Source organism: Niveispirillum fermenti (assembly GCF_048066175.1).
In the GTDB taxonomy this organism is placed as follows: domain Bacteria; phylum Pseudomonadota; class Alphaproteobacteria; order Azospirillales; family Azospirillaceae; genus Niveispirillum; species Niveispirillum fermenti.
In genome coordinates this window covers 1-15491 of the sequence record NZ_JBLTXA010000059.1, presented here as the reverse complement: position 1 = coordinate 15491, position 15491 = coordinate 1, and the positions used below count along the sequence as shown (strand labels likewise).

The window sequence follows — 15491 nt, the reverse complement described above, 5'->3', positions numbered from 1 at the left end:
CGCCTGGGACGGCACGCGGTGGCGGGGCGAGCATGGCATGTACGATGCCAAGCAGCGCGCCCATGATGCCGCCCTGGCCATCGCGCGGGAGGCGGAAGCGCTGCGCGCCTATTTCCGGTTTCTGGATGGCGGGCAGTATCAGGAAGAGGCGCAGCGCCTGGGCCTGGTGCCGGCCGGGTGGCGGGCCCAGAGCAACAATCCGCAGGGCGATATCCTGTCCATCGTGGCCAAGGAGGTTGCCGGCCTGATGAAATGGTCGGTCAATAGCGGCAATGCGGCGCGCACCACCAGCATGCTGGCGCAGGCGGAGCCGGCATTGAAGCGCGATATCCAGGAGATGGATGCCAAGCCGTACCTGCTGAATTTCCCCAACGGGACATTGGAGTTATGCCCGCGTGCAGGTGATACGCCGTCGCGCGTGCGGTTCAGGGCGCATGATCCGCTGGACCTTCTGACGCGGTGCATGGGCGCGCCATGGGACGAAAGCCTGCTGATCGATATCAGCGATGGCGGCGCGGGCAGTGAATGGGAACGCGCGGTGTCCCAGATCCTGCCCGATGATGGTGAGCGCCGCTATGCCAGGCGCTGGTTCGGCTATTGCACCGGCGGGCCGCCACATGAGCAGGCCATGCTGATCATGGCGGGCGGGGGGAGCAACGGCAAATCGGTGGTGGCCGAATGTGTCGAGGCCGCGACCGGCGATTATGCCATGCGGTTGCCGGTCGAAAGTCTGAAAAGCGATGACAGCCGGCGCGGCAGCGATGCGCGGCCCGATCTGGCCGAGTTGCCCGGACGGCGCATGGTGGTGGCCAGCGAGCCCGAAGGCGGCATGAAGCTGGATACCGGGCAGTTGAAGCAATTGACAGAGCGCACGGTTCTGCGCGTCCGTCAATTGCATCAGCATTTCATCAGCTTTACCCCGCAGCATCGCCTGACATTGCAGTGCAATGAAAAGCCCATCGTGAAGGGCGCGGATGGCGGTACATGGCGACGGCTTAAGGTACTGGAATTCAAGCAGAAATGGGTTCATGCCCATGAAATGGACCTGCCCGAGAACAAGGGCGCCCACCTGCGCGATGACACGATGGTGCCGCGCATCATCGCCAATGAACTGTCCGTGGTGGCGGCGTGGCTGGTGGCCGGCTGGCTGGATTATGCCATGGAGGGGCTGAACGAGCCGGCCAGCGTGCGCGCCGAGACAGCGGAGTACCGTTCGGCCAGCGACCCGGTCGGAAATTTCATCAAAGCCTGCATCATGGTGGCGCCGGGCCGGACCATCACCGGGTCGGAGATGTACAGTACCTACAAGGCCTGGTGCAACTATAACGGGCATGAGCCGTGGTCAGGCACGGCCCTGGGCCGGCGGTTGTCCGCTTCGCTGAAGAAGAAAACGTCGGGGAATGTGCAGTACCTGGATGTGGCCTGGACGCCCGGCGGCTTTGCCTGGAGCGAGGGCACATGATGGCCCGATCCTTCCCCGCGCCCCTTCCTTTGGTGTGGTCTTACCCTGAACCCTCCAACCCTCCGGATAGTTGGCAGGGCAATGGGATGAGGCAGGCGGCGCCTTCTGGATAGTTCGGAGAGTTTGGAGGGTTTCGCGCAGGTGCGCGCATGAAAAAGGGGGTGTGGGGGATGGGTTATTCATATGTGTTACGAGGATAACTATCCGAACCCTCCCAACCATCCAAACCCATTGAATTGATTGCTTGTTTTCGACGGACAGTTTCCGGAGGGTCTGAAAACCCTCCAAGGGGGTGAACATGGAACGTTTTCTCAAGGGGAAACCAGCGGCGTGTGCCCCGGCGCGGGGTGTGGTGCGGTCGGGCGGGGTGCGGGCGGATGAACAGGCCATGATCGGCATGGCGTCGCTGGCCCTGTCGCTGACGCCCGGCCACCCGGGGATGCGGCAGGCGCTGGTGCGGCTGCGCGCGGCGCTGGATCGGCGGCTGGCGCCAGAGGATGCGGGCTATACCGTCATCGCCGAACTGACGGCCATCCTGGATCGTGACCTGCTGGCGCAGCGGGCGCAGGGGGCGGAAATGGCGGCGGTGGCGGGGCTGGTGGCGCCGGTGACGCGGCAGGACCCGGTTGTGTCGCTCTACCGCTTGGGGAAGATCGACAAGGATCAGCTTCGGGCGGCCATGGAGATCAGGCAGGTGGCCGAAGTGGTGGGGGGCGTCGCCATGATCCGCGTCGTCGATCCGGCGGCAGTGCGGGTGGATACCAGCCCGCGTGCGGGGGCCATGGACCTGGAAACCTATCGCGCCGGGCACCATGCCGGGGGGCGGGTCGGGGACTTCATGGCCCGGCTCTCTGCGGATTCGCGGCGGTTTCAGCGCCGGGGCGGGCGAGAGGGCGAGGTGATGACGGTGGCGGATATCTTCCGCGCCATCGTGGTCGAGCGGCGGGCGCGGTCGGAGATCGAGCGGATATGCGTGTGCCGTCATGGGGTTATCATGCGGCTGGTCTGTGACGCGCTGGCCGCCTATGTCAATGATGTGCGGGGTATCTGGGCTGTGATCGATGCGGGGGCGAGGAAAGCGGTTGACAGCGGGGACAACTCGTGACCAGTTTCAGGCACCGTATGACAGTTACGCCCCGGGGCCGAAAGGCTTTCCGGGGCGTTTCATTTGGGGGTGCTGCGATGCGGTCCACCATCGATGCGAGCGGCGCCTTGCGCAAACTGTCTGGTCTGCACAAGCAGGCGGTCTTTGCCGCCGGGCTGGCCGCCAACGAAACCGCCAAGGTGGTGCAGCAGAAGCTGCGCGCCACGATGCAGGAACGGCTGGACCAGCCGGTGGGCTTCACCCTCAACAGCACCTTCATCCGGTTCGCCCGGCGGGGGGAAACCACCGCCACCGTGGATTTCCGCTTCAATGCCGGCAAGGGAACGCCAGCGTACAAGTATCTGGAACCGCTGGTCCATGGCGGGTTGCGGCGGCTGAAGCGCTATGAGCGGGCCTTGGCGCTCAAGGGCATGCTGCCCGCTGGTATGATGACGGTCGGCGGGGCCGCCTTCGTCAACGCCGCCGGCAATATCCCGGCACCGCTGATCGTGCGCATGCTGTCGGGCGTCAAGGCGTTCGGCGAACAGGGCTATGTCGCCAACAGGACGGCGAAGTCAGCGGCACGCAAACGCGAAGAGTTCTTCGTGAAGAAAACCAAGTGGGCCGGGAAGCCTGCCGGTGTCTGGATGCGGCCGAAAGGGCGGAAAGGGCCGGCGAAACCTGTCGTCATCTTCACCCGCGAGGCGAAGTACAAGCCGATGCTGCCCTGGCATGAGACGGCGCGGATGCTGACCCAGGGGGAGTATCCACGGCAGTACCGCCTTGCCCTGGCCAAGGCCCTTCGGACCGCCCGCCTCTGACCCCTCCCCCCATGTGGGACACACCCCCTGTCCGACGGGGCCCCTGGGAGGGGCGACCTCGTAGGGGTAATTCGAACCCTGCAGTTTCGCTAGTGTGGGTGTTGCAGGTTTGGTGCAACAGGGCGCAACAGCGCAACACCATGCAACAAGGGACGCAACGCCATGGCCGAACGGCAATTGATGGGTGTCAGGCAGGCCGCCAAGGAATTGGGGGTTGCGCCCTCCACCATCTCCCGCGGTATCGGCAAGCACTTCAAGAACTACGGCACCAAGGCCCAGCCTCTGGTTGACCTGGCGGAAGTGCGGTATGCCCGCAGCAACCATCTGGAGCCGGAAAAACAGGCGGCGGCCTATATGGCGCGCGGCATGGAATTGCCCCTGCCGGAAGCTGCCTATGACGACAGCAGCGACGAGGAAGAGCCCCCGGCACCGGGGGCAGGGGCGCGCGGTACGTCTACGGAGGGGGAACTGGGCCGCGAGCGGGTCCGCATGGTCAGGAACCAAGCCGACCGCGTGGAGATGGACAATCTGGAGCGCCAGAAGGAGTTGGCGCCGGTGGCTGATTTCGCCGATGCGGGCTTCGAGCTGGCCCAACTGCTGCGCCGAACCCAGGCCGCCCGCATCCGCCCCCTTGTGGCTGCCATTCAGGCGGCAAAGGGCGATCCCTCCGCTATCGCCCAGACCATCAGGGACAGCGACAAGGCGTGCGAGGAGAGATTGGCCCAGGCCGTGGAGAAACTGTTGGATGGAAAGGACATCGAAGACCCCGAGTTCTGATCTGCGTCGGCGCTTCCCCCATCTGGCGGATGGACGGCGCGGGCTGCTTGATGGGTTTGCCAACGGTATCCGGCCGCGAAAGCGACGGCGGGTGAATGTCTGGGCCAAGGAAGAGCGGTGGGTGTCGCCGGAAAGCGGCTCCCCCTATGCGCTGAATGGCAAGGTCCGGTGGGAGAACGAGAACTCCCCCCACATGGTCGAGCCGCAGCAATGCCTGTCCCTGGACGATCCTTGCTTCCTGGTGGCCATGCGCGCGTCGGCGCAGTCGACCAAGACGGAGGCCGGCATCAACCTGATCGGTCAGGTGATTGACGAGGATCCATCGCCCATCCTTGTTTTGTTGCCGTCGAACGACGAAGCGCGGAAGTTCGCCAAGATCAAGCTTGGCCCTACGATCGATGTCACCCCGGCGCTATCGGCGAAGGTCCGGGAACAGAAGGGCCGGGATGAGGACGGGTCCACCACCTCCATGAAGAAATTCAGGGGTGGATACGCGATCATCGCCCCGGCCAGCACGCCGAAGCCCCTGCAGATGGTGTCCTACCGCATCATCATTGCGGAAGAGGTGACGGGCTATCCCAAGGACGTGGGTGGACGCGGCGACCCGCTGGACCAAGCCATCGCGCGCACGAAGACCTATCGCGAGTATTTCGGCGCCAAGGTCTATGTGCCCAGCACGCCGGGCCTGAAAGGCACCTGCCGCATCACCGCCCTGTTCGAGGCGGGCGACATGCGCATGCGCTATGTGCCCTGCCCGGTCTGTGGTGCCTATCAGCAACTGCTGTTCAAGAACCTGTCCAGGGATAGGGACAAGAAGCCGTTCGGCGCCCACTTCGTCTGCGCCGCCAAGAAGTGCCGCATCGATTTCCACCATCGTGACTGGATGGTCGCCAACGACCGGGCGGTGTGGCTGAAGACCTATCCGCGCCAAGAGCATGATGAGGACGGCGTGGTCGATGGCGACATCGGCCCGCCGGGCGAGTGGATACCGGCAGAGGCCGTGGCAGCGTATCGGGCGCGGGGATCGGGCGGGCGCGACCCGTCGTTCCATATCTGGCAAGCCTACACCCTGACCAGCAGTTGGGACCTTATCGTCGGCGAGTATCTGGACATCGGCAACGATGCGGAGAAGGCCAAGACCTTCTGGCAACAGACCTTGGGCGAACCCTATGAGCCCAAGGGCGATGCGCCGGAAGTCGACAAGCTGCTGGCGTGCATCGAGAAGTTTCCCTTCCGGACCCTGCCGGACGGGGCGCTGTTCGTGACAGGGTTTTGCGACGTCCAGGGGTACGCGCTGAAATGGTGCGCCTATGCCTGGGGCCGGGGGATGGAGTTCTGGCGGATCGACGGGGGGATCATCGAGGGCGATCCCACCCGCGACGATGTCTGGGCGCAACTGGCCAGCGTGATCAAACGCCGGTATGTCGACCAGCACGGTCAGGGCTGGGGCTTTGATGCCTTCGGCGTGGACACGGGTTTTACCACCCACCGCGTCTACAAGTTCGCGCGAGACATGAAGCGGGCCGGCTACGAGCGGGTGTTCGCCTGCGATGGGCGCGGCGGGCCGAAGCTGCCGGCCATCGGCACGCCGACGAAGGTCACGATCACCTGGCAGGGCCAGAAGTTGGGAACGACCCTGCTGTGGCCTGTCGGGACATGGGGGCAGAAGGAAGAACTGTTCGGTGCCCTGGCCCGGATGGTGCGGTCACAAAGCGAGCCGATGGCACCGGACGGCAAGCCCTGGTCCGGCCTGGGCCATTTCAACGGGGAATGCGACAGGGCGTTCTTCGAAGAACTGACCAACGAGTACATGCATGTCAGCGAACAGCGGGGAAGGGTCCAACGGGAGTGGCGCAAGAAGGGCACCAACGACCGGTTGGACTGCTTCGTCGGGGCGCGGGCATTGGCCGCCCATGTCATCGGTGAAACCGCCATGACGGACGCGGATTGGGAACTGCTGATCCTGTCCCGGCGGCCCAAGCCCAAGCAGGGCGACCTGCTGGAAGGCGTGCCGTCCCTGCCATATCGCATAAAGGTCCAGCAGGTCCCGTTGCCGCCCGCGCCGCCACCGGCGCAGGACGGCACGCCGGCGTCGGAACCGCCGCCGCCGCCCATCGTGCCGACGGTGGCCGCCATGCTGGACCGCCGCCGACAGGCCCAGGCAAGGGCCCGGTAAGGAGAACATCATGGATGCCAAGATTTTTGCGTCCCTTTCGGACGTCGATCTGACGCGCCTGCGCGATGACCTGTTGGTCGCCCACGCCCAAGGCGCGGAGCGCATCCGTTTCCAGGACAGGGACGTGACCCTGCGGTCCATCACCAACGTCGAAGGACTGATCCGCAGCATGAATGCGGAGTTGGCGCAGCGCGGCGGGCAACCGGCCGCGCAGCCGGCCTATCGCAGCTTCACGCTGGTCAGCCGGGGGAACTACTGATGGCCTTTCAGACGCGCCTGCGCGTGAAGGGGACAGGGCTGTATGTCGACCAGATGGCCCCCGCCCTGTCGGCACCAACCACGCCCGGCCCCGCGAAATCGGCCCATTGGGCCGCCAGCCGGGGCACGCGTCTGGCCGGGTGGCAGGGCACGGCGGCCGGGCCGAACAGTATCGTGGACGAGGACGGCGAACTGCTGCGGGCCCGCAACCGCGACCTGGTGCGTAACAACGGCATGGCGCGCCGCTTGGCCAGCCTGACCACGGTGCATGTGGTCGGCACCGGCATCGTGCCGCGCTGGATGGTCGGCGATGCCGGCCTGCGCAAGGCCATCCATGAGCTGTTCGATGCCTGGGTGGATGTGTCGGACGCCGACGGCATTCTGGGTTTTTACGGGCAGCAGGCCCTGGCCCTGGCGGAAACCTGCATCGGCGGCGAGGCCCTGGCCCGCATGCGCACCCGGCTGTTGGGCGACGGATTGCCGGTGCCATTGCAGATCCAGCAGCTTCCGGCGGAACAGCTCCCGCTGCATTACGGCACGATGAACGGCGCGAACCGCGTTCGCCAGGCCATCGAACGCAATGCCATCGGCCGGCGCGTCGCCTATTGGATGCACCGGCAGCACCCGGGGGACGTGCCGCTGACCAGTGCGCCGGATACCTGGCTGATGACGCGCGTCGACGCCGGGGATATCTGCCACCTGTTCAACCAGGAGCGTATCGGACAGCAGCGTGGCTTGCCCTGGGCGGCGGCGGCCATGACCACGCTGTACAATATCGGCGACTATCTGGACAGCGAACAGATCCGCAAGGGGGCCGTGGCCAAGGCCATCGGCGTGCTGAAGCGTCCGGCGCCGCCGACCATGGACGCCGAGGCGCTGGGGGCCATCTGGGGTCAGATTCTGGACAAGCATGGCGGCTTGCCGGCCATCGGCGTGGAGGCCGGCACCGTGCAGGTGCTGGACGTCAACGAGGATCTGGAGTTCCACCAGCCGGCCGACGTTGGCGGCAATTTCGATGCCTTCCTGAATGCCAGCTACCGTCAGGTCGCGGCGGCGGCGGACCTGCTGTTCGAAGAACTGACCGGCAATTGGTCCGGGGCGAACGACCGGACGTTCCGGGCGCAGTTCGCCACCTTCAAGCGGCGGGCGAGGCAGTGGCAATGGAACCTGCTGATTCACCAGCACACGGCCCCCATCGTCCGCCGTTTCATCGACCTGGCCGTGGCGTCGGGGGCGATCAGGCTTCCCCGGTCCGCCACGCTGGCCGATTTGCAACGGGTGACGTTCGTCCCGGAGCGGTGGGAGTACCTGAACCCCAAGCAGGATGTCGAAGCGCAGGTGACGGAGATCGAAAACCTGCTGACGTCGCGCAGCGCCATCATCGCGGGGCGGGGCGACGATCCGGAAGCCGTGGATGAGGAAATCAGGCGGGACCGGCAGCGGGAGGCGGGGCTGCCGCCCGCCCGGCGTGTTGCCGGCACCAGGCCCTCCCCGCCACCCGATCCCGACAATGACGAACCGCAGACGGAGCCGGCGCAATGAACCGCCCTAACCTCTACCTCTACAGCCTGCTGAACCGCCCCCAACTGATCTATCCGGCCGATGGCGCCGCGGTGCTGGCCGCCCTGCTGCCGGGTGCGCGTCTGGACGGCTACAACGGCCCGCTGTCGGGCGAGCCCCGCCGCGGCGGGGAGTATTACGTGCATGCCGGCGTGGCCGTCATCCCCGTCATCGGCAAGCTGGTCCACCGCGGCGGGGGCATGGACGCCTGGTCAGGCGTGTGCAGCTACCAGGGGATCGAGGACCAGATCTGCCACGCCGTGCGGAGCGGCCACCGGGTGGTGCTGGACATCGCCAGTCCCGGCGGCACGTCCGACGGCTGCTTTGCCCTGGGTGACCGCATCCGCGAGCTGGTCGCGGCCGGCGCCCTGATCGATGCCTGGGTGTCGCCCCGCGCCCTGTCCGGCGGCTATGTCATTGCCGCCGCCTGCCGCCGCATCGTGATGATGACGGATGCGGAGGTCGGGTCCATCGGCGTGGCTTGGTATCACGCGGATTTCAGCCGGCAGATCGAGGACCAGAAGGTCACCATCACGCATTTCTGGCGCGGCGACCACAAGGGCGACGGGTCGCCCACCATGCCGCTGACCGAAGGAGCGGTGGCCGAATTCAACGCGTCCATGGACGCCACCTATGACCGGTTCGTCAGCTTCGTGGCGGCGTGCCGGGATTTGAGCGTGGACGAGGTCCGCGCGACCGAAGCCCGCGTTTTCCGCACCGCCGATGCCATCCGCCTGCGGCTGGCCGACGCAACCCTACCCAGCCTCAAGGACATGATCATGAGCGTAAGCGACAACGCCCGTCTGAACGATGCCGCACCGGGCAGCGGCACCCAGGCCAGCCAGCCGCCGTCCGGGCTTCCCCCAGCCGTCGTGGCGCAGGCCCTGACCACCGCCGGCTACCCCAGCCTGATCGCCGGTATGCTGACGGCCGGCGCCGTCACCCAGGCCGCCCTGGATGCCCGCATCGCGTCGGCCGGCCAGATCAAGGAACTGTGCCAGCAGTTCGGCGTACCGGAGATGGCCGCCGTGCTGGTGGAAAGCGGCATGACGGTGGAGGCGGCGCGGTCTGTGGCCAATGCCGCCAAGGTCTCCCGCGAAGGGGCGCAGCCCGTGGACACGGCCATCCCGGACACCGAGGGGCCGGCGAAGCCCCCCGTCCTGGACTACCGCGGCATGTATCAGTCGCTGAACGCGCCTTACCGCCCCTCCTGACCCCCTAATCCGGAGCATTCCCATGAATTTCGTACAGAAAGAGCCGATCCGGCCGGGCGAACACCTGGTGTCGGAGGCCAATGGCTCGCGGTCGCGCGAGGAAATCACCATCGCGGCCGGCGCCGTCCTGCCGCCCGCCACCGTTCTGGGCCAGGTGACGGCCACCGGCAAGTACAAGCGCCTGGCCCCGGCGGCGAACGATGGCACGGAGAACGCGGCGGGTGTTCTTTACGCCGATGCCGGCGCCGTCGCCACCGATACCCGTGCCACGGCGCATGTCCGTGACTGCGAGGTGAACGGGCTGGTGCTGGACTGGCCGGCCGGCATCACCACCAACCAGAAGAACGCCGCCATCGCCGCCCTGGCGGCACTTGGCGTCATCGTCCGCAACTGATCGCCGCCCCGGCCGCGACAACGAGGGTCATTCCATGCGCAATGTTTCCATCCCGGATATCGTGAACGGCCGGCCGTTCTCGCCGATCACGCTGACCGACCACATCAACCAGGTGCCGTTCGTCCCCGGCTTCCTGGGTAGCCTGGGCAGCCGTCTGTTCAGTGCCGAAGGGGTCGTCGATCACACGGTCGCCATGACCGGCGTGACGGGCACGATCGACATCATCGCCACCAGTGCCCGTGGTTCCCCGGCCCACCAGGGCACCAATCCCAAGCAGGGGCTGCTGCCGTCCCTGCCCGTCGCGCACATCAAGAAGGAGCGCACGGCCACGGCCGATGAAATCCAGGCGGCATTGACCATGGCTGCCATGACGGGCGAGCCCGAATTCCAGTCCATTCAGGGCCTGCTGTTCGAGCAGATGGAGGGGCCGTTCGGTCTGCGCCAGGAATTCAACCTCACCCACGAGTACCACCGGCTGGGGGGCATCCAGGGCCTGGTGCTGGACAAGGACGGCTCGCCGCTTTACGACTGGTACGACTATTTCTCCGTTGCGGCGCCGGCCGATGTGGAGATCAATTTCAGCGCATTCACGGCGGAAGACACGGACTTCGAGCAGCGCTGCATCGAACTCAGCCGGGAAATCACCCTGGAGCTGAATGGCCTGCCCTTCACCGGCATGACATTGATGTCGCTGTGCCATTCCGGCTTCTATGACCGGGTGCGCAACAACAAGGAAGTCGTGTTCGCCCGCCGGAACCGCGACATGGGCAAGGAAGGCGATGTGTTCGTCGGTGGCGTCGCCTTCAAGAGCTTCCGCTATGGCGGCATCACCTGGGTGGATTACCAGGGCACGCCCGACGGCAAGGTGGGGATCGCGCAGGATACCGCCCGCCTGTTCCCGGTCGATGTGCCGGGCCTGTTCCGGCAGCTGTACGGCCCGCCGGACGTCATCGGCTACACCCGCATCAAGGGCCCGCCGATCTTCAGCTTCATGCCGCCGTCCCGCCAGACGGAACGGATGATGACGCAGGAGGCGCAGTCCAACGTCCTGACCGTCTGCACCCGCCCGATGGCCCTGCGCAAGTTGGTGCTGGGTGCGCCCAGCACCTGACCTGCTCTCACCATGGTGCCGGGAGGACGATATGCACATCGCAATCGTCGGCCGTGGATCATCGTCGCGGTTGACGCCAACGCAGGCCCCCGGCTGGCAGGTCTGGGCCATGCCCTGGTGCCCGCCGGGAAGGGTCGACCGGTATTTCGACATCCATGCCCGCCGTCATCGCCAAAGATACGGCGGGCATGGGTATGAAGGGTATCTAGCGGGCCTGCCCAACCTGACCATGCTGCATGACCCGTTGCCGCACGCAGCGCTTTATCCGCTGGCAGCCGTCCGTGCCCAGGTCGGCCCTGGCGTCCTGACGAGTTCCGTTGCCTACATGTTGGCGGCCGCCATCCTGGATCGCCCGGCCGTCATCGGGCTCTACGGCGTCGAGATGGTCACCACCGACGAATACCGGCGCCAACGCCCCGCCATCCACTACCTGCTGGGTCTGGCGCATGGTGTCGGCATCGGCGTCCACCTGCCGCCCGGCTGCCGTCTTTTTCAGCCGGCCCCCGACTATGGGGCCTGACGGAGTATTTTCATGGTCGATTTCAGCGTCGTGGGCCGCATTGGCATGCGGTCTTTCGGGGAGCCCGTCACGTGGCGGCGGGGCGGCGGGGCGGAGAGTACCGTCACGGCCGTCCCCGATTTCCGTCCCCTGTCGCAGGACCCCGGCATGGTGGCCGGGGCCTCCTCTACCATCGTCACCCTCTCGCTGCCCGCGTCCAGCCTGCCCGGGCTGGACCGGCTGGCCGACAGGTTCGTGCTGCGCGGCCGGACCTATCGGGCGGCGGCGGCGCCCGAGACGGATGCTGCCGGCATGATGGTCATCGTCCTGGAGGCCGTGTGATGCCGCATCATATCCGCCGCAGGCTGCGAGACCATGTCGTGTCCTTGCTTGCCGCCGGCGTGTCCCCGGCCCTGTTGCCGCCGGGCCGTGTCCTGAAGTCGCGGGTCCGGGAACTGGGGGAGGATGAGCTGCCGGCGATCCTGGTCTATGCCTTGCGGGAGACGGCTGCCCGGCAAAGTTATGACGCGCTGGACCGTGTCCTGGAACTGGCGATCGATATCCGGGTGGCCGCCAATGACGGGCTGGATGACATGCTGGACGGACTGGCCGCGGCGGTGGAAGTGCTGATGGACATGGACCCGTCCCTGGGCGGCCTGGCCCAGGACAGCATGCTGGCCGAAACGGAAATCGGTCTGGCCGGGGGGCAGGGTGTCGTGACCAACGGTGCCGCCCTGTTGAAGTACCGGGTCAGGACCGTGACCCCGACGGGCCAGCCCGGCGGAATTGAATGACGGCGGCGCCGGTCACGGCGCTTGTCGTCGGGTGCGGGGCCGGCGTCATGACAGAGGCGCTGTCCCTGCCTGTGGTCCCGGATCTGGTTATCGCCGTGAATGACCAGATCCGGGACTGGCCCGGCCCGCTGGACGTGGCGGCCAGTTTGCATCCCGACCGTCTGGCCGGGTGGCTGGCCGGCCGCTCCGCGCCCGTGGCGCGGGTCTATGCTCCGACAGAAGAGGCGGGGGTGACGCATGTGATGCCGCGACGGGCCCATTGGCACGGCACGTCCGGCCTTTATGCCGTGGAGGTCGCGTTTGCCCTGGGGGCTACGCGCGTCGTGCTGGCCGGCGTGCCCATCGATGACGGCCCGCATCATGCCGGCCCGCATACGCTGGCCCCCTGGGGTCCTTATTACCGGGAAGGGTGGCGCAACGCCGCGCCGGCCCTGTCCCGTCATGTCCGGTCCATGGGCGGCTGGACCGCCCGCCTGTTCGGCCAGCCCGATCGTGACTGGCTTGCCGCCCCGCTATCCCCGCCGCGCCTGCCGCGGGATTGATCCACAGCAAAGGAGAGTATGATGAGCGCTGGTTTCATGACCGGGTTCAAGACGGCCGTCTATGTGGGGCCGGTCTATGAGGGGGTGCCCCTGTCCCTGGAGGCGTATGACGCCCTCGAGGACGAGGATTGGGTGAAGGTGGAGGGCCTGACGGCCATGTCCGCCTTCGGCGAAAGCTACCAGGAGGTCCGGGCGCCGACCTATGACGATGACGTGGAGCAGGTGGGTAAGGGCACGGCCAATGCCGGCACGCTGAACCTGACCTATAACCTGCTGCCGGGCCGGCCCGGACAGGCGGCCCTGGCCGCCGCGGTGGCCGACACCCAAAACCGCTACCATTTCAAGGTCGAGTTTCCGGACAAGCCGCCGGGGGAAGGGTCGAAGCCGACCCGGCGCTATTTCGCCGCCGCGGCCCTGGGGGCGCCGGAGGACCCCAGCCAGATCAACGGGGCCATCACGGGCCAGACCGCGCTGGCCCTGACGACCAAGGTGGTCAAGGGTGCCAAGCTGGCGGGCAGCTAAGCCCACAGCCGGCCCCCGCGAACCGCGTTCGCGGGGGCCGGCCGCCGTGAAAAGAACCGCAAGCAGAAAGAAGAATGATGTCCGACAAGCCCCTGCCGTCGCTGGATGACGGCACCATCACCATCACGCTGGGCGACGAAACGCTGTCGCTGGTGCCGTCCATCGGCGCGATCAAGGCGATCAGCCGGGAATTCGGCGGCCTGACGCAGGCCATGTCGCGCGTCCTTGGCATGGATTTCCCCGCCTATGTCACCGTCATCCGGTACGGGTGCGGCGCCGATGACCGGCTGGCCAAGCGGCTGGAAAGACTGGTCTGGAAGGCCCGCATGGTCACGCTGACCGGTGCGCTGAACCAGTATCTCCTGATCTTGGCCAATGGCGGCCAGCCGCTGGACCAGGCGGCCGATGAGGGCGAGGATGAAGGCGGCGATGGCGACGAGGACGGGGAGGGAAACCCCCCGCAGGCGGCCGGCGCCTGACCCTGGGTGCCTATTGCGATGAGTTGTTCCGGCAGGCCACGGGGTGGCTGGGATGGGTGCCGGCGGTGGCGCTTGCCACCCCCATCCCGCAAATCCTGCTGGCGCTTGACGGACGGGTGGAATGGGCGACGCTGACCAATCCCTTCGGGGGCAAGCGAAAGCCGAAGCCGGCGACGGATGCGGAGATCATGGCGTTCCTGGATGCGAGGGCGTGATTACAGCCCCGCCGTCGGGCGGCCTCGCTGTCGGCAAAAAATAAGCGGCCAACAGCACGGCGTTTATCAGTATGCCTGCCGGTCGATATATTCCTGCGCATCTTGCGGGGTGGCAAAACGGAGATCGTCCACGGCAGTAGTGCCGTCCTGCCGGTTGATAGCCAGCCTGTGTCCCTTGTGCATCACGATGATGTCGGACATCGGAGGGCTTTCCGGCGGGGTGCTTTCCGGTTCCAGGGATCGCGACACCAGGATCTGGGTCAGGGCAAACGGGAAAATCAGCGCGCCATAGAGGAACCAGAGAAAGGGGCTCCTGTCCTTGCTGGCAGCGATGATGGCGACGACCCCTCCGCCGATGAAGGCCAGTGCCAATAGTTCCATGCCTCCCTCCTACGTAAAAAGGGCGGCGAGAACGATGGCGCCTGCCCCCGCCGCCAGGAATATCATCAGCATCACACCCGAGTTGTCGGCCGAACTGGGTGCCGTCGTTCCGCCATCCAGTTCGGCCGGTCGTTTTGCCGGGCCGGTCAGGTTTGAAATGCCGACCAGCATCAGACCGCCGATCATGAAGAAGCCACCAGTGATCACATAGATCAGTCTTGTGTTCATCAAGTCCAGGTTGGCGATGTGCCCCCCGGGCGCCGCGACGTCCATTGTCCATGCCAAAACAATCACCAGAAGGCCGATCGCGGCCACAATCCACCCTATCGTGCGCATGTATATCCTCCTGTTCTTAAAACGGGAAAGATAACGCATGAGCCGGCACGTGTCAGGAGAGTTGAGATGACCGATGTTACGGACCTGATTATCAAGATTTCGGCCGACATGGCGGGGCTGCGCGGTGAGTTGGCTAACGCCAAGGCGGAAATCGAACGGTTTCAGAAGCGCGCCGAGCAGCAGGCCGACGGGGCGGGCAAGGGCCTTGCCATCGGTCTGGGGCGGGCCACGGCGGCGGTGACCGGGCTGTTCGCGGCCCTGGGCGGGCTGAATATTCTGCGCAACGTCGCGACGGACATGGCGCAAGCGGGGGATAAGGCCGTTCAGATGGAGGGCCGGTTCAAGGTGGCAACCGGCAGCATCGGTGCCGCCAAGGAAGTCTATCGCGATTTGCTGGAAACGGTGGGACAGACCGGCGGCTCCATCGAGGAGGCCGCCGGCCAGTTCGTGCGTTTCAGCCTGGCGGCCCGCGATATCGGCGCGACCCGGGGGGAGGTGGTGAAGCTGATTGATATCATCGGCAAGCTGGGGGTCGTTGCCGGCGCCAGCCGGGTGGAAGCCAGCAGCGCGGCGACGCAGCTGGCGCAGGCCCTGGCATCGGGACGGTTGCAGGGTGATGAATTGCGGTCGGTGCTGGAGACGATGCCGACCCTGGCCGACCTGCTGGCGCGGAACCTGGGGGTGACCATCGGCCAGTTGCGCAAGATGGGATCGGAAGGACAGTTGACCGCCGACAAGGTTTTTCGGGGGTTGCTGGCCGGTGCGGAAGAAGTGGATGCCGCCTTCGCGCAGATGCCGCTGACCATGGATCGTGCGAGCGGAAATGCTTCGACGGCATGGACGCGGTTCCTGGCCGAGATGGATAA

The 15491-nt window shown here is 66.2% G+C and carries 20 protein-coding genes; 18 read left to right on the top strand and 2 right to left on the bottom strand.

The genetic code is table 11. From position 1 onward, the window contains the following. The 17 genes from ACM9LZ_RS24955 to ACM9LZ_RS24875 all read left to right on the top strand — a co-directional run. On the top strand, positions 1-1462 hold a 1462-nt coding region (locus ACM9LZ_RS24955), incomplete at its 5' end, for a DNA primase family protein (RefSeq protein WP_416622223.1). Positions 1463-1760: 298 nt separating this feature from the next. Then, positions 1761-2567 (top strand): hypothetical protein, encoded by an 807-nt coding sequence (locus ACM9LZ_RS24950; protein WP_416622222.1) that lies wholly within the window; start codon positions 1761-1763, stop codon positions 2565-2567. Between the two features lie 77 nt (positions 2568-2644). Further along, positions 2645-3367 (top strand): hypothetical protein, encoded by a 723-nt coding sequence (locus ACM9LZ_RS24945; protein WP_416622221.1) that lies wholly within the window; start codon positions 2645-2647, stop codon positions 3365-3367. Between the two features lie 162 nt (positions 3368-3529). Beyond that, complete coding sequence (locus tag ACM9LZ_RS24940; RefSeq protein WP_416622220.1) at positions 3530-4144, top strand: hypothetical protein; 615 nt, start codon at positions 3530-3532, stop codon at positions 4142-4144. Between the two features lie 121 nt (positions 4145-4265). Beyond that, positions 4266-6320, top strand: coding sequence for a phage terminase large subunit family protein (locus ACM9LZ_RS24935; protein ID WP_416622219.1), 2055 nt, complete (start codon positions 4266-4268; stop codon positions 6318-6320). Positions 6321-6330: 10 nt separating this feature from the next. Beyond that, positions 6331-6579: a hypothetical protein gene (locus tag ACM9LZ_RS24930; protein ID WP_416622218.1), complete on the top strand. Its 249-nt coding sequence runs from the start codon at positions 6331-6333 to the stop codon at positions 6577-6579. Beyond that, entirely contained in the window at positions 6579-8120 is a 1542-nt protein-coding gene (locus ACM9LZ_RS24925) for a phage portal protein (protein WP_416622217.1), read from the top strand. Before ACM9LZ_RS24930 ends, ACM9LZ_RS24925 begins: the two co-directional genes overlap by 1 nt. Beyond that, complete coding sequence (locus ACM9LZ_RS24920) at positions 8117-9352, top strand: S49 family peptidase (RefSeq protein WP_416622216.1); 1236 nt, start codon at positions 8117-8119, stop codon at positions 9350-9352. The genes ACM9LZ_RS24925 and ACM9LZ_RS24920 overlap by 4 nt, the downstream gene beginning before the upstream one ends. Before the next feature lie 22 nt (positions 9353-9374). Next, positions 9375-9746, top strand: coding sequence for a head decoration protein (locus tag ACM9LZ_RS24915; RefSeq protein ID WP_416622215.1), 372 nt, complete (start codon positions 9375-9377; stop codon positions 9744-9746). Between the two features lie 34 nt (positions 9747-9780). Continuing rightward, positions 9781-10857 carry a major capsid protein gene (locus tag ACM9LZ_RS24910; protein WP_416622214.1) on the top strand — a complete coding sequence of 359 codons (1077 nt, stop codon included), beginning with the start codon at positions 9781-9783 and terminating at the stop codon, positions 10855-10857. Between the two features lie 31 nt (positions 10858-10888). Beyond that, complete coding sequence (locus ACM9LZ_RS24905) at positions 10889-11377, top strand: hypothetical protein (protein WP_416622213.1); 489 nt, start codon at positions 10889-10891, stop codon at positions 11375-11377. 12 nt (positions 11378-11389) lie between these two features. Continuing rightward, positions 11390-11698: a head-tail joining protein gene (locus ACM9LZ_RS24900; protein ID WP_416622212.1), complete on the top strand. Its 309-nt coding sequence runs from the start codon at positions 11390-11392 to the stop codon at positions 11696-11698. Beyond that, positions 11698-12150 carry a hypothetical protein gene (locus ACM9LZ_RS24895; RefSeq protein ID WP_416622211.1) on the top strand — a complete coding sequence of 151 codons (453 nt, stop codon included), beginning with the start codon at positions 11698-11700 and terminating at the stop codon, positions 12148-12150. Before ACM9LZ_RS24900 ends, ACM9LZ_RS24895 begins: the two co-directional genes overlap by 1 nt. Beyond that, positions 12147-12692, top strand: coding sequence for a hypothetical protein (locus tag ACM9LZ_RS24890; protein ID WP_416622210.1), 546 nt, complete (start codon positions 12147-12149; stop codon positions 12690-12692). The genes ACM9LZ_RS24895 and ACM9LZ_RS24890 overlap by 4 nt, the downstream gene beginning before the upstream one ends. A 36-nt stretch (positions 12693-12728) precedes the next feature. Then, on the top strand, positions 12729-13214 hold the full coding sequence (locus ACM9LZ_RS24885; RefSeq protein WP_416622209.1) for a hypothetical protein: 486 nt from the start codon (positions 12729-12731) through the stop codon (positions 13212-13214). A gap of 74 nt (positions 13215-13288) precedes the next feature. Further along, positions 13289-13693, top strand: a complete 405-nt coding sequence (locus ACM9LZ_RS24880) for a hypothetical protein (RefSeq protein ID WP_416622208.1) — start codon at positions 13289-13291, stop codon at positions 13691-13693. Positions 13694-13758: 65 nt separating this feature from the next. Continuing rightward, a complete protein-coding gene (locus tag ACM9LZ_RS24875; RefSeq protein ID WP_416622207.1) occupies positions 13759-13908 on the top strand; it encodes a hypothetical protein in 150 nt (49 codons plus the stop codon). Positions 13909-13974: 66 nt separating this feature from the next. Here ACM9LZ_RS24875 and ACM9LZ_RS24870 read toward each other — a convergent pair whose 3' ends face one another. Both ACM9LZ_RS24870 and ACM9LZ_RS24865 read right to left on the bottom strand, forming a co-directional pair. Further along, positions 13975-14289 (bottom strand): hypothetical protein, encoded by a 315-nt coding sequence (locus tag ACM9LZ_RS24870; RefSeq protein WP_416622206.1) that lies wholly within the window; start codon positions 14287-14289, stop codon positions 13975-13977. A gap of 9 nt (positions 14290-14298) precedes the next feature. Continuing rightward, positions 14299-14625 (bottom strand): hypothetical protein, encoded by a 327-nt coding sequence (locus ACM9LZ_RS24865; protein ID WP_416622205.1) that lies wholly within the window; start codon positions 14623-14625, stop codon positions 14299-14301. Between the two features lie 66 nt (positions 14626-14691). Here ACM9LZ_RS24865 and ACM9LZ_RS24860 point away from each other — a divergent pair. Continuing rightward, positions 14692-15491 (top strand): tape measure protein (locus ACM9LZ_RS24860; protein WP_416622204.1); only part of this gene is annotated, 800 nt, incomplete at its 3' end.

Coding starts and splice junctions, on each gene's coding strand:
- ACM9LZ_RS24950 (WP_416622222.1), top strand. CDS start 1,761: ATGGAACGTTTTCTCAAGGGGAAACCAGCGGCGTGTGCCCCGGCGCGG.
- ACM9LZ_RS24945 (WP_416622221.1), top strand. CDS start 2,645: ATGCGGTCCACCATCGATGCGAGCGGCGCCTTGCGCAAACTGTCTGGT.
- ACM9LZ_RS24940 (WP_416622220.1), top strand. CDS start 3,530: ATGGCCGAACGGCAATTGATGGGTGTCAGGCAGGCCGCCAAGGAATTG.
- ACM9LZ_RS24930 (WP_416622218.1), top strand. CDS start 6,331: ATGGATGCCAAGATTTTTGCGTCCCTTTCGGACGTCGATCTGACGCGC.
- ACM9LZ_RS24925 (WP_416622217.1), top strand. CDS start 6,579: ATGGCCTTTCAGACGCGCCTGCGCGTGAAGGGGACAGGGCTGTATGTC.
- ACM9LZ_RS24920 (WP_416622216.1), top strand. CDS start 8,117: ATGAACCGCCCTAACCTCTACCTCTACAGCCTGCTGAACCGCCCCCAA.
- ACM9LZ_RS24915 (WP_416622215.1), top strand. CDS start 9,375: ATGAATTTCGTACAGAAAGAGCCGATCCGGCCGGGCGAACACCTGGTG.
- ACM9LZ_RS24910 (WP_416622214.1), top strand. CDS start 9,781: ATGCGCAATGTTTCCATCCCGGATATCGTGAACGGCCGGCCGTTCTCG.
- ACM9LZ_RS24905 (WP_416622213.1), top strand. CDS start 10,889: ATGCACATCGCAATCGTCGGCCGTGGATCATCGTCGCGGTTGACGCCA.
- ACM9LZ_RS24900 (WP_416622212.1), top strand. CDS start 11,390: ATGGTCGATTTCAGCGTCGTGGGCCGCATTGGCATGCGGTCTTTCGGG.
- ACM9LZ_RS24895 (WP_416622211.1), top strand. CDS start 11,698: ATGCCGCATCATATCCGCCGCAGGCTGCGAGACCATGTCGTGTCCTTG.
- ACM9LZ_RS24890 (WP_416622210.1), top strand. CDS start 12,147: ATGACGGCGGCGCCGGTCACGGCGCTTGTCGTCGGGTGCGGGGCCGGC.
- ACM9LZ_RS24885 (WP_416622209.1), top strand. CDS start 12,729: ATGACCGGGTTCAAGACGGCCGTCTATGTGGGGCCGGTCTATGAGGGG.
- ACM9LZ_RS24880 (WP_416622208.1), top strand. CDS start 13,289: ATGATGTCCGACAAGCCCCTGCCGTCGCTGGATGACGGCACCATCACC.
- ACM9LZ_RS24870 (WP_416622206.1), bottom strand. CDS start 14,289: ATGGAACTATTGGCACTGGCCTTCATCGGCGGAGGGGTCGTCGCCATC.
- ACM9LZ_RS24865 (WP_416622205.1), bottom strand. CDS start 14,625: ATGCGCACGATAGGGTGGATTGTGGCCGCGATCGGCCTTCTGGTGATT.